This is a genomic window from Bacteroides sp. OM05-12 (assembly GCF_003438995.1).
In the GTDB taxonomy this organism is placed as follows: domain Bacteria; phylum Bacteroidota; class Bacteroidia; order Bacteroidales; family Bacteroidaceae; genus Bacteroides.
This window is the reverse complement of record NZ_QSUN01000024.1, coordinates 20,820-36,942: the sequence shown is the minus strand read 5'-3', so window position 1 is coordinate 36,942 and position 16,123 is coordinate 20,820. Positions and strand designations below refer to the sequence as shown.

14 protein-coding genes are annotated in these 16,123 nt (G+C 34.6%); 9 read left to right on the top strand and 5 right to left on the bottom strand.

Annotated elements, in window-relative coordinates; all coding sequences use genetic code 11:
- Window positions 1-25 precede the first annotated feature (25 nt).
- The 3 genes from DXB63_RS14770 to DXB63_RS14760 all read left to right on the top strand — a co-directional run bounded on the left by DXB63_RS14770 (window position 26) and on the right by DXB63_RS14760 (window position 2,308).
- Window positions 26-790 carry a thiamine pyrophosphate-dependent enzyme gene (locus DXB63_RS14770; RefSeq protein ID WP_122127177.1) on the top strand — a complete coding sequence of 255 codons (765 nt, stop codon included), beginning with the start codon at window positions 26-28 and terminating at the stop codon, window positions 788-790.
- A gap of 20 nt (window positions 791-810) precedes the next feature.
- Entirely contained in the window at window positions 811-1,353 is a 543-nt protein-coding gene (locus DXB63_RS14765; RefSeq protein ID WP_122127176.1) for a 2-oxoacid:acceptor oxidoreductase family protein, read from the top strand.
- A 130-nt stretch (window positions 1,354-1,483) separates the two neighbouring features.
- Entirely contained in the window at window positions 1,484-2,308 is an 825-nt protein-coding gene (locus tag DXB63_RS14760; RefSeq protein ID WP_122127175.1) for an ion transporter, read from the top strand.
- A gap of 127 nt (window positions 2,309-2,435) precedes the next feature.
- On the opposite strand, the gene DXB63_RS14755 is transcribed toward DXB63_RS14760, so the two are convergent.
- Window positions 2,436-2,846 carry a DUF3244 domain-containing protein gene (locus DXB63_RS14755; RefSeq protein WP_122127174.1) on the bottom strand — a complete coding sequence of 137 codons (411 nt, stop codon included), beginning with the start codon at window positions 2,844-2,846 and terminating at the stop codon, window positions 2,436-2,438.
- 181 nt (window positions 2,847-3,027) lie between these two features.
- On the bottom strand, window positions 3,028-4,668 hold the full coding sequence (locus tag DXB63_RS14750) for a lipopolysaccharide assembly protein LapB (protein WP_122127173.1): 1,641 nt from the start codon (window positions 4,666-4,668) through the stop codon (window positions 3,028-3,030).
- Window positions 4,669-4,795: 127 nt separating this feature from the next.
- Here DXB63_RS14750 and DXB63_RS14745 point away from each other — a divergent pair, with 127 nt between their 5' ends.
- A complete protein-coding gene (locus tag DXB63_RS14745) occupies window positions 4,796-6,895 on the top strand; it encodes a putative porin (protein WP_122127172.1) in 2,100 nt (699 codons plus the stop codon).
- An 18-nt stretch (window positions 6,896-6,913) separates the two neighbouring features.
- Entirely contained in the window at window positions 6,914-7,738 is an 825-nt protein-coding gene (locus tag DXB63_RS14740) for a transporter substrate-binding domain-containing protein (RefSeq protein ID WP_122127171.1), read from the top strand.
- On the opposite strand, the gene DXB63_RS14735 is transcribed toward DXB63_RS14740, so the two are convergent.
- Window positions 7,726-8,607 carry a hypothetical protein gene (locus tag DXB63_RS14735; protein WP_122127170.1) on the bottom strand — a complete coding sequence of 294 codons (882 nt, stop codon included), beginning with the start codon at window positions 8,605-8,607 and terminating at the stop codon, window positions 7,726-7,728. The two genes, DXB63_RS14740 and DXB63_RS14735, sit on opposite strands and share 13 nt — an antisense overlap.
- A 153-nt stretch (window positions 8,608-8,760) precedes the next feature.
- Between DXB63_RS14735 and DXB63_RS14730 the strand changes: the two genes are divergently transcribed.
- From DXB63_RS14730 to DXB63_RS14715, 4 genes are all read left to right on the top strand, one after another.
- Entirely contained in the window at window positions 8,761-9,735 is a 975-nt protein-coding gene (locus DXB63_RS14730) for a Gfo/Idh/MocA family protein (RefSeq protein ID WP_122127169.1), read from the top strand.
- Between the two features lie 28 nt (window positions 9,736-9,763).
- The gene (locus DXB63_RS14725) at window positions 9,764-10,819 is read left to right on the top strand and encodes a DUF4421 domain-containing protein (protein WP_122127168.1); all 1,056 of its coding nucleotides are present in this window, start codon (window positions 9,764-9,766) and stop codon (window positions 10,817-10,819) included.
- Window positions 10,820-10,873: 54 nt separating this feature from the next.
- Window positions 10,874-11,344: a nucleoside deaminase gene (locus DXB63_RS14720; RefSeq protein WP_122127167.1), complete on the top strand. Its 471-nt coding sequence runs from the start codon at window positions 10,874-10,876 to the stop codon at window positions 11,342-11,344.
- A gap of 622 nt (window positions 11,345-11,966) precedes the next feature.
- Window positions 11,967-12,926: a hypothetical protein gene (locus DXB63_RS14715; protein ID WP_122127166.1), complete on the top strand. Its 960-nt coding sequence runs from the start codon at window positions 11,967-11,969 to the stop codon at window positions 12,924-12,926.
- 118 nt (window positions 12,927-13,044) lie between these two features.
- Here DXB63_RS14715 and DXB63_RS14710 read toward each other — a convergent pair whose 3' ends face one another.
- On the bottom strand, window positions 13,045-14,631 hold the full coding sequence (locus DXB63_RS14710) for an OmpP1/FadL family transporter (protein ID WP_122127165.1): 1,587 nt from the start codon (window positions 14,629-14,631) through the stop codon (window positions 13,045-13,047).
- A gap of 35 nt (window positions 14,632-14,666) precedes the next feature.
- On the bottom strand, window positions 14,667-15,929 hold the full coding sequence (locus DXB63_RS14705) for a hypothetical protein (protein WP_122127190.1): 1,263 nt from the start codon (window positions 15,927-15,929) through the stop codon (window positions 14,667-14,669).
- Between the last annotated feature and the right edge of the window lie 194 nt (window positions 15,930-16,123).

Sequence of the window (16,123 nt, the reverse complement as noted above, 5' to 3'; positions counted from 1 at the left end):
CACCCGATAATAAAGGAAAGAAATTATGACTAAAGAAGAAATAATAAACCCCGAAAACCTGGTTTACAAAAAACCTACCCTGATGAATGATAACCCGATGCATTACTGTCCGGGTTGCAGCCATGGTGTAGTACACAAATTAATCGCAGAAGTAATCGAAGAGATGGGATTGGAAAACAAAGCTGTCGGAGTATCACCGGTAGGTTGTGCCGTATTCATCTACAATTATCTTGATATAGACTGGCAAGAAGCAGCTCACGGACGCGCTCCTGCCGTAGCTACCGCAATGAAACGCCTTTGGCCTGACAGACTGGTATTTACTTACCAAGGTGACGGTGACTTGGCTTGTATCGGAACTGCTGAAACAATCCATGCTTTAAACCGTGGCGAAAACATTACGATTATCTTTATTAATAACGCTATCTATGGTATGACCGGAGGACAAATGGCTCCTACCACCCTAGTTGGCATGAAGACGGCAACTTGCCCTTACGGACGTGATGTAAACTTGCACGGCTATCCTTTGAAGATGACGGAAATTGCTGCAACATTGGAAGGCACGGCTTATGTAACCCGCCAATCCGTACAAAACGTTCCTGCAATCCGTAAGGCGAAAAAAGCGATCCGCAAGGCATTTGAAAATTCCATGAACGGAAAAGGCTCTAATCTTGTAGAAATCGTATCTACTTGTAACTCCGGATGGAAAATGTCTCCTGAAGCATCTAACAAATGGATGGAAGAGAATATGTTCCCATTCTATCCGCTGGGTGATTTAAAAGATAAAGAATAACTTAGCAAATGTGATTACAAATGAAAGAAGAAATAATTATAGCAGGATTCGGCGGACAGGGAGTACTATCTATGGGTAAGATTCTGGCTTACTCAGGATTGATGGAAGATAAAGAAGTAACCTGGATGCCGGCATACGGACCTGAACAACGAGGCGGAACTGCCAATGTTACGGTCATTGTGAGTGATGAGAAAATATCTTCTCCGATCCTCAGTACATATGATACAGCTATCATCTTAAACCAACCTTCTCTGGAAAAATTTGAAAGTAAGGTAAAACCCGGAGGTATTTTAATCTATGATGGTTATGGTATCATTAATCCACCGACACGTACGGATATACAGATATACCGTATTGATGCAATGGACGCAGCCAATGAGATGAAAAATTCCAAAGCATTCAACATGATTGTTCTTGGCGGACTTTTAAAACTACGCCCGATGGTTAAGATCGAAAGCGTACTGAAAGGTTTGAAAAAGACACTTCCGGAGCGTCACCATCATTTAATCCCGATGAATGAAGCCGCAATCATGAAAGGCATGGAAATCATCCATTTACAGTAATACAAAAGAAAAATTCATAACGTAATAAGAAGGCATATTCTAAAACTATTGATAGTTTTAGATATGCCTTTCTTTTTTATCAAATCTTTTTGTCCCAATAATTGTTTATAGAGATAAACCATCATTTAACATGAATTTAGCGGACAAGAAACTTCAACATAGGCTATACACCATTATCTTCGAATCGGATACTCCGGCAGGGAAAGCATTTGATGTAGGACTGATCTGTGCCATTATTTTCAGTGTAATAATAGTAATGCTGGAAAGTGTGCAGTCATTCGCAGAAAAGTATAAGATTCTATTCCTTACATTGGAATGGGTACTTACCTTTTTCTTCACAATAGAATATATACTCCGAGTTTACAGTTCACCTCAGACAAAAAAATACATATTCAGTTTCTACGGTATCATCGATTTTCTAGCGACATTTCCTGCCTACCTGATCTTTTTTTTCTCCGGAGCGCACTATTTCATGGTTATCAGGGCATTCCGCTTAATTCGGATATTCCGTATCTTTAAACTATTCAATTTTCTAAACGAAGGGGAAATATTGCTCTACTCCATACGTGATAGCCGTAGGAAAATCTTTGTTTTTTTCTTCTTTGTGGTTATCCTAGTTATATCTATCGGCACTATTATGTATATGATAGAAGGTTCATTACCCAACAGTCAATTCAACAACATACCCAACAGTATATATTGGGCAGTGGTAACCCTGACTACCGTAGGTTACGGAGACATAACTCCCATAACAGCATTCGGCAGATTCCTTTCTGCCTGCGTTATGTTACTAGGATATACAATTATAGCCGTACCCACAGGAATTGTTTCTGTATCTATGATTAATGCACATCGAAAGAGAATACAGCTAAAAGAATGCTCCAACTGTCATGCTTATGGACATGATTACGACGCTGTATACTGCAAATATTGCGGAGAGAAACTAACAAAATAAAATAATAAAACTCTCTTCTCGGGACGTTAGGTCTAAGTTAAAAGGGTATTAAATAAAGACAATTCATATTTATAATAAAAAGAATCCCAAAGAAGAAAGTTTTATTTTAACTGACGACTCAGTTAATTTATTCTATCTCAAAATTTCCATAATATTCTTCATTGCCCGGATATACTAAATCAAGAACATATCCTTCTGATTCTTCATAACCAGCCAAAGAGATGACAACTGTTCCTTCTGATAGAGCAACGACCTCTTCATAAACGACTTCACCTTCTGCATTCTTAATAGTAACAATTACATCATCATTGCTCATTGCAAAGCGAGAAAGAGCCGGGGTATCTGTTTTCACAGACGAACCAAATTCAATTGTTATCTTGTCATAATCAAGATTAGCAACTGGAGTTTCAAATTTTGGTCGGGTTTTATCTTGTTGAGCTTTTATCACTATTTGCCTTGTTGTAGGAGGAATCGCCATGACTTCATTACACACAAAAGAAAACAAAGCTAATAAAACAAATAATTTTAGACTTTTCATAATGCTATTTTAATTAAGTATCAAACACTGATGCAAAATTAAAAATGTCAGGAGAAAGATAGTTAAGAGATAGAGGGACAGATTATACTACAATAAAGCATTATATATAGTTATTTATCAATCTATTAATTAATAATGCCAAGTAATTATAGTAGGGACAAAATGTCACTAATCATATATATTAGAAGTTCATGATGAAATCTTCAAGAGTTATATTTTTGTTTATTTTCAGAAAATGTTCTTTTTTCAAACGTTGTTTCCGTTTCTTAATTGCATCTTTACCTACACAATATATATTACATAAATCATCCAAGCTAACTTTCAAACGGATCAACAAACATAATTGCAAATCATCTTGAGATAATGTTGGATACTCTTTTTTCAATTTTAAAATAAAACCATCAAATACATCATCCGCCATTTGCATTAGCTCCGCCCAATCCCTATCACTTAAATATATTTTCTTATCTATAGCATTAGCCTCTATTTGAGACAATGAATCTAAAGAAGGAATTTTTCTCACAGCTAATGCCTTTTTATAAAGATGCTCCCGCAATATAGCTGTTTTTTTCTGAAGAATAGATAACTCCTGAGCTTGCATCATTAAAACTAAATCTTTATTCTTTAGCTCTAATTCTTTTAACATTAAAGTATTCTCCTTTCTGTTTTTTCTTATTTCATATAATAAAATAATACCCAATATAGCAATTACGCCAAACAACACTAACCTATTTATAACTAGAACTTTATCTTTATACTTCAATAACAATTTATTATTTTCATTCTGAAGTTTCTCATTCTCATACTTTTGCTGTATCCGAATGACTTCTTCACGCTGTTCTATCTTCTCTATAGAATCCCTATAAAATAAATATTGATCATTATATTTTATAGCAAAGTCCCAATTATTCTGTTCTTTTTCTAATCTATAAAGACCTATATAACTTGCAGCTTTTATATATAAATCATTACTAGTCAAAGCTTTTTTAAGATATAAAGCTGTAGAGTCGTAATTATTCAAAGAATTATAAATATCAGCTTTCAACAAATAATAATGGTACAAATTGTTATCTGTGCCTAAATTAATTGCATGAGATACATATTCTAATGCCAAAGCAGAGTTTCCTATTGCATAATATGAACGGCCTAATTCATTTAATAATCCAACATAAAGTTCACGACGTTTAATTGTATCTACACTATTTAATGCTTGCTGATAATAATAAAATGCACTATCATCTCGTTCCTCCATAAAATAGCAGCGAGCTATATCCCTATATACAAACTCAATATTATGGTTATTATCTAGTTTAGAATATTGTAAAGCCTTTCGTTGCATCTTTAAACTTTCTTCATACCAATCTCTATTATAATAAATATTACCCAAGTTCCAATATATCAATGTAGCTAAACGATAATCTTTCGTTTTTTCGACAGCACTGCTTGCTCGGAGATATAACATTGTAGCTTGTTTCAAACTATCCTGTGTTTCATAATATCGACCCCAATAATAATATGTTTGAGCTTTCCGAAAAGAATCTGAAACATTTTTGAAATAATCAACCGCTACCAATATAAGAGAATCTGATTCCAAAGGAATATCATTTTTATCCATAGCCTGAACGAGCAATAAGGAATAAAGAGCATTATCAGCATGCGACAAAGACTTTACATCCATTTTCTTTAATGAATGATAAGCACTATCCGGATGAATATCCATTTGCTCTGATACTTTCATTAATACTGATTCCGCATTATTTTCTCTAAAACAAGCAATTGGAATGATCAAGATTATAATAAATATTATTGGAAAAGCTTTCATTGAAGTTTTTAATTTTAGGCAAAGATAAAAAATCCCTCCCAAAAACGCTTAAATATTTTACCTTTCAGTTAAGAGACAATGAAAATAATCCCAGTGAATTATTTTTTGTTGTATATTTGCGCCAATTATGAAAAGAATATTCATCATATATATCTTCTTACTCCTATTGGGGCAAATATCAGTCTCGGCACAGGATATTAACCGGTTGAGAGAGAGAGACTCCAACTACGGAAATAACAGTATTGCCGATAGGAACTATGATACGATGGAACGAGATTCAACCGAGCAAGAAGAAATTGATGCCAGTAGCATTCCCATTGAACTCCATATGTGGAACGTAGACGAGAGACTAGGAACCAGAAGTCCTGCGCCGGTAGACACGATATACCACTTATTTCAAAACAGTAATCTTACAGATGGATATAATGGAGAATATAACTATCTTGGTAACTTGGGATCGCCACGTGAATCACGAATATTCTTTAATAGGCCATCGCATACACAGTTTATGTTTACCGATCCATATTCTGCCTTTATTATTCCTCCTGAAAAAATAATGTTTACCAACACTAAATCTCCTTTTACCAATCTCACTTATCATAAAGCAGGAAGTAAGCGGGACGGAGAAGACAGATTCAAAGCCTATTTTTCTGTTAATGTTAATAAAAAGTTAGGAATAGGTTTCTCATTCGATTACCTCTATGGACGAGGATTATATGCCAGTCAATCTACTGCATTTTTCAATAGTTCTTTCTTTGGAAGCTATGTCAGCGATCATTATGATTTACACGCAATATTCAGTTTCAACAGATTAAAAATGGCAGAAAACGGGGGAATCACAGATGACAGATATATAACCAATCCTCTTGACATGGAGGCTAATTCGAAGAAAACTCCTCAACCATCTGATATTTTGACGAATTTATCAAATACATGGAACGAGAATAAGGGATTCTATTTCTTCTTAACACATCACTATAACTTAGGCTTCGAGCGTGACAAAGACATGGAAGCCAAGAAGAAAGATGAAAAAGAATTTATTCCTGTAACAAGTTTCATCCATACATTACGTGTTGACAAGAATGAACGTAAATTTATTAGTTATGACAAATCTGCTGATATATACGTACATAACTATTTTCAACAGGACTCGGTAAAAGACATAACAAAAACATTATCAATAAAAAACACATTAGCAATTTCTATTCGCGAAGGGTTCAGTTCGTGGGCTAAAGCTGGCTTAACAGGCTTTATTACACATGAATTTAGAAGTTTTACATTACCGGACACCATACCGGGAAATCGTACTATTTTTAATGAGAAATACAAAGAGAATATTGTTTCTGTAGGTGGAGAGTTTGCCAAAAGACAAGGAACATTCTTACATTATAATATTACCGGAGACATCGCCATCCTTGGAGAAGATCTGGGACAATTCAATATCGACGGTAAGCTAGATCTCAAATTCCGTTTATTTAGAGACACCGTACGATTTGATGCTCATGCCTATATAAAAAGCCAAAATCCTGCTTTTTATTATCGCCATTTCCAATCTAATTTTTATTGGTGGGATAATCACAATTTATCAAAAGAATACCGCACACGCATTGAAGGACAATTATCTATTGATCGTTGGCGAACTAAACTAATGGCAGGTATAGAAAATGTGAAGAACTACACCTATTTTGGAAATACCGATGAAGCATTTTCTGATAATAGTGGAAATACATTCTATAAGAACAATGTACAAGTAAGACAGGCATCAAATAATATTCAAGTCTTTTCAGCGACATTAAAACAAGATTTTAAAATAGGAATTTTACATTTAGACAATGAAGTCACCTATCAAAAATCCAGCGACAACACCATACTTCCCCTGCCAGATCTTAATCTATATCATAACCTATACCTCAGTGCCAAACTAGCAAAAAAAGTTCTAAGTGTTGAGATAGGAGCAGATGTTCGTTATTTCACAAAATACCATGCTCCCAATTATTCCCCTGTTATCGGGCAATATTATCAACAAAATCAGCAGAACTTGATTGAAATCGGTGCATACCCGCTCATTAATGTGTATGCAAATATCCATTTGAAACGTACCCGCATCTATGTTATGATGTATCATGTAAATAAGGGCATGGGTAATTCGAACTATTTCCTAGCTCCTCATTATCCAGTTAATCCACGTATGTTCAAATTTGGAATATCGTGGAATTTCTTTGATTAACACACAAAAAATGAAGTCATGTATTCTCGTCAAAAACGCTATTTAGGTTATCTTATCATGGGAATTATAGCAACTCTGATAGCAACTATTTTATCCCGTAATGAATCTAAAAATCAGACTCACCCACGTGATTATGAAGAAATAGAAAGATCCGGAATCTTGAAAGTCGTTACTGAATATAATTCACTTAGCTATTTTGTAGATGGAGATACCATATCCGGATTTCAATATGAATTAATAAAAGCTTTTGCACATGATAAAGGACTCAAAATGAAAATAACTCCGGAAATGAGTTTTGAGAAACGCTTGGAAGGTCTTAATCATGGAGTCTATGACATAATCGCATACAACATACTAGTTACAAGTGAACTAAAAGATACAATAGCACTGACAAGACCTATCATCTTAAATAAGCAAATCCTAGTTCAACGTAAAGGTGATAACAAAGATTCGACCTATATATCCAACCAATTAGAATTGGCACATAAAACCTTAAATGTGATAAAAGGTTCTCCTTCTATACTTAGGATACGCAACTTGAGTAATGAAATCGGAGATACGATTTATGTGAATGAAATAGATAAATATGGTTCAGAACAACTCCTAGCAATGGTAGCTCACGGAGACATAGACTATGCTGTGTGTGATGAAAGTATAGCAAAAGCCTGCATCGATTCTTTACCACAATTAGACATAAACACGGATATAAGTTTTACACAATTCTATGCATGGGGAATAAGCAAACAATCTCCCGCCCTATTAGATACACTCAATAACTGGTTAAAGAATTATACAGCAACAAAAGAGTATAAAAAACTTTATAAAAAATACTATAAAGATTGATTATCCTCCATTAATAACTCCTTGCGTTTAGTCTCTGCACTACCATACTGAAACGCCATAGCTGAAATTATCAGAACATTTGTTAAGTAAGAAATCAATAAAGCAATTGTTACTAAGAAAAACATCAAAAATGGAAAAAATCCAGGTAAAACAACAGTTTCTCCACTCATTACAGCTATAGTTGCATAACTATTCACCATAAGTCCCATAAGCCAAGGTAAGCAAACTATCAGTTGAATAATAAATACAATAAATGAAGATATAAACCTGATTGCAAAAATAGCTCCCCATGTCGGAATTCCTAATTTAAAAGACTTAATGATTGCATTTATTAGAGATGTCTCCTCCAAAATATAAACAAATGGAGTATAGCTGAATGGAAGTAGAACAAACAGAGCCAACGGAATGATTAAAATCAAGGTATAAGGGCTCAAAGAAAGTAACAAAAGGATCAAGATTCCACATAAAGTCCCTATAACAAAAATCACAAGACCATACAAAAAAATCTTTTTCGCATTAACAATAAGTGCTTGTTTTAAATCTTTCAATCGATATTCAGGAAGTGAACCAGACCGCGCATATTTATAAAACAACGTATATATCAATGAATTAAAACAGCAAGTACCAGCTATTAATATCAAAAAAGATATTATAGTAACAATCCAGTATCCAGCAGAAGTTTTATCCTGTAATCCGGTAATAAAAAGGACATTGTATAATGCTAGTATAACTACCATAGGTAATAATAGATATGTCCCTAACTTCAGAAAAACTCTAAGATTATTATTAACGAACCTAAAAGCAGCAAATAATCTACCTAATAAAGAACGCGACTTAAACAATTCAAGATTATAGATTTGATCAGCCATTTTATTCTATTTTTAATTGTTATTTACCCTTACTATTCATTATGATGTCAAAATAATCACATCAGAGTGATGACAAAAGTAGCGAATTTTAATATATTTGCAACCCAATAGACTGTTATTTTGTTATAAGATTAATAAAGAGAACTAAGAAATATGATTAAATGGGGTTTCATAGGTTGCGGTAATGTGACTGAAAAAAAGAGTGGTCCGGCTTTCAGTAAAGTCGAGGGTTCGATGGTTACAGCCGTTATGAGCAGAGATGAGAAGAAAGTAAAAGATTATGCTCAACGCCACAATATTCCCAAATGGTACACAGACGCTCAGGAACTTATCAATGATCCGGATGTAAATGCCGTATACATAGCTACTCCGCCATCATCCCATGCTACTTTTGCCATCATGGCAATGAAAGCAGGTAAACCGGTATACATAGAAAAGCCTATGGCCAGTAATTATGAAGATTGCGCACGCATAAATCGTATTTCGGAAGAGACAGGTGTACCTTGCTTTGTAGCATATTACCGACGTTATTTACCTTATTTTATCAAAGTAAAAGAATTAATAGAACAAGGTGAAATAGGTAACATCATCAACGTGCAGATACGTTTTGCGCAACCTCCCGGTGAACTTGATTATAATCGTGAGAACCTGCCTTGGCGTGTACAATCAGATATAGCCGGAGGAGGATATTTCTATGATTTAGCTCCTCACCAATTGGATATACTTCAAGATATGTTTGGTCCAATCCTAGAGGCAGAAGGTTTTAAGAGCAATCGTGGCGGTCTTTATCCGGTAGAAGATACAGTTAGTGCATGTTTCAAGTTTGACTCAGGTCTTGTAGGTTCAGGGTCATGGTGCTTCGTTGCACACGAATCAGCTAAGGAAGATCGTATCGAAGTTATAGGTGACAAAGGTATGATTTGTTTCTCAACTTTTACTTTCGATCCTATTGCTTTACATACAATAAGAGGACGAGAAGAGATTCTTCCCCCTAATCCAGAACATATACAAATTAATTTGATACAAGCAGTAGTAGACCATTTATTAGGAAAATCCATCTGTACATGTGACGGTATCAGTGCTACTCCCACAAACTGGGTTATGGATAAAATATTAGGAAAGCTATAAAACAAATTCAAAGTTTTTACAAACTATCATGCGGAAATATTTTTCAATACTTATGTTTATTCTCCCTTTATGCTTATTACAGGCACAAAATGAGAAGCCTAAAGGATTTTTCCGTAAGATAGGACATTTATTGAATGATATTGATACTTTATATATATCCCCCAATAAGTACAATTTTGCTTTCATGCTTGAAAACAGCAACTGGTATGAAAACTATCGTTTTAGGACTATCGGAAAAGAAGTTCCACAAACGCTAAGAATTTCCCCGAACATGAACTATAAACTCGGAGCTTATTTTGGATGGAAATGGATTTTCATAGGTTATTCTATCGATATGAAAAATTTATTCAGTAAAAATAAGGTTTCAGACCAACGTACCGAGTTTGCTTTAAGTTTATATAGTTCCATTGTTGGTTGTGATCTTTACTACCGAAAAAGCGGTAATGCCTTTAAACTACGTAATATGTCAGACTTCTTTCCAGAAGGATATTCTGGAAAGATTGATAAAAATATCAATGGCTTTTCTGTAGACATAGCCGGTTTAAACGCTTATTGGATTCTAAACCATAAGCGATTCTCATATCCCGCTGCTTATAGCCAATCAACCAACCAAAAACGCAATGCAGGATCTATCATTGTAGGTTTTTCTTTCTCTACACATAAAATCAATTTTGATTATGAAAAATTACCAATAGACGTCCAAACACAGTTAGATGACGGACTAAAATTTCGCAAACTGACTTATTCAGATTATAGTCTAAGCGCAGGATATACCTATAACTGGGTATTTGCCCGAAATTGCCTTTTCAACGCTTCACTAGCACCGGCTATTGCCTATAAACGTTCAAAGGTAAATTCTGAAAAAACAAATTATCCGGCATTGAAAAATATTAATTTTGATTTAATCACTCGTGCCGGAATCACATATAACAATTCAAAATATTTCATAGGTGCATCATTAGTTATGAACACATTTGGCTATCGCTCGGATAATTTTTCCATGAGTAATAGTTTCGGAACAATTCGGATTTATGCCGGATTCAATTTCTTTAAGAAAAAAGAATACCGCAATAAAGAAAATTAGTAAGAAATAAAAATTATCTTTGAAGATAGATAATAAATTTAATAACCTAAGCGTATGAAAACTAAAAATGATTTTATGCGGAAAGCAATTGAACTTTCCATTGAGAATATCCATAATGGCGGAGGTCCTTTTGGAGCAGTTATTGTAAAAGATGGAGAAATTATAGCTACAGGCGTAAACCGTGTAACAGCTTCATGTGACCCGACCGCTCATGCCGAAGTCAGTGCCATACGTGCCGCTGCTAGCAAACTCGGAAGTTTCAATCTCAGTGGATGCGAAATATACACGTCATGTGAACCTTGTCCTATGTGTTTAGGAGCTATCTATTGGGCACATTTAGATAAAATCTATTATGGTAATAACAAAACCGATGCAAAAAATATCGGATTTGACGATTCTTTCATTTATGATGAACTGGAATTAAAGCCGGAAAATCGAAAGTTACCATCTAAAATACTTTTGCACAATGAAGCGATAAAAGCATTCGAAGAGTGGAGAGATAAAGAAGATAAAATTGAATATTAATTTTTAACCAGACTATTGTAATATCCAGAAGAAATAATAAAGCTCTTTATATTCATCGATACTACTATAGTTTTTTGAGGAGTTAATAATGATTTGATTCCTCTTTTTCTATAATATTTCAAATTCTAAACAATAAAAAGCCTGTGCCTGACGACTCAGGACAACAGACTTTTTACAACGACGACGACATATTTTTTAAGTATAGCATAAATACATATGCTTTTCTTAACGGGACAAAAATAGAAATTAAATATGTCACATTTATATCTAATAATATGTATTCTATTTTTTCACGTTTTCTATTTTCCTAACTATTAAAATTAATCAGCTGATATCCGAAAAAAGACAAAACATCTACCTAGAATAGTTTCAATTTTCGAAATAACACTACTCCTGTTTTTGTTAAACAGAAAAACATATCAGAAATAAATTTATTTATCAAAAACATAAACAATATTACTATATAAGACCACACTACAAATAATTACTAAACTAAAAATAAGTACTCCAGAAATATATGATATAGCATACCGTATTCTTATCAAGATGCTATATATTTGTAAAGAACAAATGCATTCCACTATATTTTCACAAATTATATGTATATCAAAAAAGTAAACACATGAAAAATGGTATAATAGCTGAATTAATTAATGAAATGAAAGAACGTATTCCTGCAGGAGAAACTCTTGCGAACTTTCTTACTGACGCCCTATGTATGGGAAAAGAGGCTGTATACCGCAGACTACGAGGAGAAGTCTCATTTACTTTTGATGAAATTGCAATTATATCCCACAAATTAGGAATATCCATAGATCAAATTATAGGCAATCATATAGAAAACCGGGCTACATTTGATCTCAACTTACAATATTCTCCTGATCCTATCAATAGTTACTATGAAATACTAAATCGATATCTAAAGATATTTGATTTCATAAAAGATGATCCTAGTACCATAATATATAGCGCCGCCAATATTATTCCTTTCACCATCTATTCCCCTTATGAAAATCTATCAAAATTTCGATTATGCCGATGGATATACCAAAATGATAAAATAAAAACGCCTCATTCATTGATAAATATGCAAGTCCCAGAAAAAGTAATAATTGCACATAATAAACTTAGTAAGGTGGTAAAGCAATGTGTTAAGACCTGTTTTATCTGGGATAACAATATCTTCCATTCTCTCATTAAAGAAATTAAATATTTTGCAGGATTAAATCTAATCACAGAAGAAGATGTAAGACTACTCAAAACTGAACTTATTCAATTGTTATATGAAATGGAGTATCTGTCATTAAAAGGTGAGTTCAGTAGTGGTAATAAAATAGAGATTTATCTCTCCTATCTAAATTTTGAAGCAACTTACAGCTATATTGAAAAAGAGAATTTCCAGATTAGTTTATTCAGAGTATATTCCATAAATTCTATGGATTCACAGAATCCACAAATATGTAATCTACAGAAGAAATGGATACAATCTTTAAAAAGGCATTCCATCCTTATCTCGGAAAGTGGAGAAATGCAGCGTATCAAGTTTTTAGAGGAACAAAAGAATATTATAGAAAAGTTATAGAATACTTTTACAAGATAAAAATCACCTTGATGAATTTAAAATTCATCAAGGTGATTTCTTGCATTCATCCTTATGTTTTCAAAAAACATCCTGATTGTTTTTTGATTCAATACAAATATCAAAATCTTACACCTAAGGTCATCATCAGTTGGTGACGATCATTGTTAACCTTAGCTGGGACATAACTTATATATTCATTACTAAAAGGATAAAAATCAGATTTGTACATAGTTAACTGATATGCCAAATCAGCATAGAAGACACGCCCTTTATATCCTAGCCCCACAGTAATATTATTTATCCCTTTTATATTCTCAAATTCTGTATCTGTACGGGTAGTATCATAAGGCAGAAGTTTAAACGCTCCATTCTTAAATGAGCCGGTTGTATAATTATATCCTGCTCGAACGGAGAATTGTGGTAATAACTTTCCTTCAACACCAACACGTACGGTATGAATACCTTTCAAATATTGTTTAACCCTATCATTTGTTGTACCAAAAACGACTCCATCAGGATCTTTCATTTTAGCCGTCGAATAATCTGTATATTCATATTCGGCACCAAGAGCAACCGACTTACCGATTGTATATCCCAAACTAAAATTATATTTCCACGGAGTTATCAATTGATAATCCAATACCCTGTTACCTGCTGCATCATAAGTATCTTGTACTGCATGATATTGCTGTCCTTCATAAGTAATATCCGATTCTAAACGAGCAGAATGAATATCTGTTAAATTAAACCAAGTCGGCGTATGTATAGCTACGCCAATACGCAAAGGCAAAGAAGCAACAGGACGTACAATAGCACCAAACTTAGCATCCACACCGGCTCCATTTGTACCATACCAATTCGATATCGTGTAGCTTCCCGTACTTACAGTTTCTGTATAAGAAGAAAATCTTGAATAGTCTACATCATAAGCACCAATAGTCACACCAAAATAGAATTGATCTTCAATATTAAAGGCTATATTAAAATCATATTCATTCATTCCACCGGATTCTCTACTCTTGTAGTTATTTCTCACGCCCGGCAAACCTTTATAGTAATCATAATAATCTGTTCTTCCATTTTCAGTAATTTCATCCGAACGATCATAATATAATAAATTTCCCCTTGTCCCCATAATAGACAGCCACCCCACATCATTCCAATCTCTATTATTATAGGCATTAAAATTCGGATTATCTAATAAATAATTAAAGTCTTCCAATGGTAATCCATTAGTCATCGTCGCAAATTGGCTAGTTTGAGACAATCCATTCAAATCACCTCCCATAAGCATTGCTTTATTGAAGTTTTTCTTCTTATGGTAATTAAAAGCGAAATTGACAAACTTTAAAGTAGTCTTATTCCCTATTTTATTAGAATAAACAAATCCGGCATTATCAAATGAGCCTACGAACTTATTATTATTCAATACACTATTTGAAAAAGTACTCTCTGATGCAGAATTATTGAAGCCAAACGAGAACATTATATCATTACTTCGATAAATACCTATTCCGGCTGGATTTGTACTTATCGTTGATATATCTCCTCCAAGTGCTCCCATAGCACCTCCCATACCCACAAAGCGAGCAGTTCCATTCAAATCACTTCCTAAAAAACGATTCACATCATATATAGTCTGAGCTCCTGCATTGCCTACGATTATTAAAGCACAGGCAGCTACCATTAATCTTATATTTTTCATTGCTATTCCTTTTTTACATTTTACCAATTGAAAAACTATCTTCTACCTCCTGATGAACGTGAACTTCCACCACCGGAACGGCTTCCACCTCCAGAATAGCTTCCGCTTGAACGAGATGAGCCACCACTGCTACCTGAAGAAAAACTTCTGCTAGAAGAACCACTGTAAGATGGACGTGTGCTTGAGCTAGAGCTACTCCCTCTGCTATAACTGCTATTTCTTGTTGACGATTCTGATGGAGTATAGCTTGAGCTTCTTCTCGTACTACTGGAACGATTATAACTAGAAGATGAACTAGGACGTGATGAACTGGAACGAGTATATCCACTTGAAGATGAACGATTAGAACTAGTACCATCGACACGACTTCCACTCATGCTGGGACGAGTACTGATAGAACCCGAACTGCTACTTGGGCGAGTAGAAGCACTAGGACGGGAAGATGTTGACGGACGTGTACCTACTACTCTTCCATTCGATGGCCTTGTTCCGGAGACACTGCCACTAGGACGTGTACTAGACACTCCCGGACGGCTTGATACAGCTCCTCCCGGTCTGGTACTTCCCACACCTCCATAATAAGAAGGACGATTGTCATAATAAGAAGGACGTCCCCAATGTCCATGACCATACCAAGGATCATACCATCCATGATGATGTCCCCAATAGCCACCCCAATAACCGGGATAGTAACCACCCCAGCCCCAATAACCGGAATAATAAGGGAAGCCCCATGTTATACCGAATGATCCAAAACGCCAATCCCACCATAAACGGTTAGTATAGGTAGGGAAAGCATAGGCATAAAATCCATCATCATATACATTCCAATCCCAAGAATTGACACCATATACAACATCCCAATAAAGCGGACTACTTATAGGTATGGCAAAACGCGGATTACGAAAACGAACAATGCGCATGGCATATTCATAATCGTCTTCGCTCCCATCAAAACCATTTACCCATTCTCCTCTGTCTGCATCATCTTTTTCCTGTATCACCAGAGTATCATTCTCCATTGTAAATGTGTTATCACTCGAATCATACCGACGATTATATTCATCCACATCACGGACATTACCTTTACGATCTTTTACTACAAATGCAGCTCCGGCAGGTACATACCCTTCTCTCTCCGGTGTAGTTTTGACCTCTTCAGTCCGTTCAGTCTTTCTGTCTTCAGAAGAAGTTCCTTTGTCTTTCGGAGTGTAATAAAGATCGTCATCAAAGCTCTGTGCCATTCCAGCCAAAGGCAGACACATAACCATAAACGATAACAGAACTATCTTTTTCATAACTTCCATATTTTAATTAAGTAAATCTTTTATTCCTGATACAAAGATAATCAAGGCATTTATCCAGTTCGGAAGAATTTCCCCAAATAACAATAGGGATTTCCCTATTTAATGTATTAATAAGATATTTAAGAATTCACTTTCACAATAAATTCTGCAGTCCACCAAATTATTGGTTAATAATAGTGTATCTT

Bases quoted from the DNA above. Each gene is read 5' to 3' on its own strand.
- DXB63_RS14745 (WP_122127172.1), top strand. From the start codon at position 4,796: ATGAAAAGAATATTCATCATATATATCTTCTTACTCCTATTGGGGCAA.
- DXB63_RS14735 (WP_122127170.1), bottom strand. From the start codon at position 8,607: ATGGCTGATCAAATCTATAATCTTGAATTGTTTAAGTCGCGTTCTTTA.
- DXB63_RS14765 (WP_122127176.1), top strand. From the start codon at position 811: ATGAAAGAAGAAATAATTATAGCAGGATTCGGCGGACAGGGAGTACTA.
- DXB63_RS14755 (WP_122127174.1), bottom strand. From the start codon at position 2,846: ATGAAAAGTCTAAAATTATTTGTTTTATTAGCTTTGTTTTCTTTTGTG.
- DXB63_RS14705 (WP_122127190.1), bottom strand. From the start codon at position 15,929: ATGAAAAAGATAGTTCTGTTATCGTTTATGGTTATGTGTCTGCCTTTG.
- DXB63_RS14720 (WP_122127167.1), top strand. From the start codon at position 10,874: ATGAAAACTAAAAATGATTTTATGCGGAAAGCAATTGAACTTTCCATT.
- DXB63_RS14770 (WP_122127177.1), top strand. From the start codon at position 26: ATGACTAAAGAAGAAATAATAAACCCCGAAAACCTGGTTTACAAAAAA.
- DXB63_RS14740 (WP_122127171.1), top strand. From the start codon at position 6,914: ATGTATTCTCGTCAAAAACGCTATTTAGGTTATCTTATCATGGGAATT.
- DXB63_RS14730 (WP_122127169.1), top strand. From the start codon at position 8,761: ATGATTAAATGGGGTTTCATAGGTTGCGGTAATGTGACTGAAAAAAAG.
- DXB63_RS14750 (WP_122127173.1), bottom strand. From the start codon at position 4,668: ATGAAAGCTTTTCCAATAATATTTATTATAATCTTGATCATTCCAATT.
- DXB63_RS14760 (WP_122127175.1), top strand. From the start codon at position 1,484: ATGAATTTAGCGGACAAGAAACTTCAACATAGGCTATACACCATTATC.
- DXB63_RS14715 (WP_122127166.1), top strand. From the start codon at position 11,967: ATGAAAAATGGTATAATAGCTGAATTAATTAATGAAATGAAAGAACGT.
- DXB63_RS14725 (WP_122127168.1), top strand. From the start codon at position 9,764: ATGCGGAAATATTTTTCAATACTTATGTTTATTCTCCCTTTATGCTTA.
- DXB63_RS14710 (WP_122127165.1), bottom strand. From the start codon at position 14,631: ATGAAAAATATAAGATTAATGGTAGCTGCCTGTGCTTTAATAATCGTA.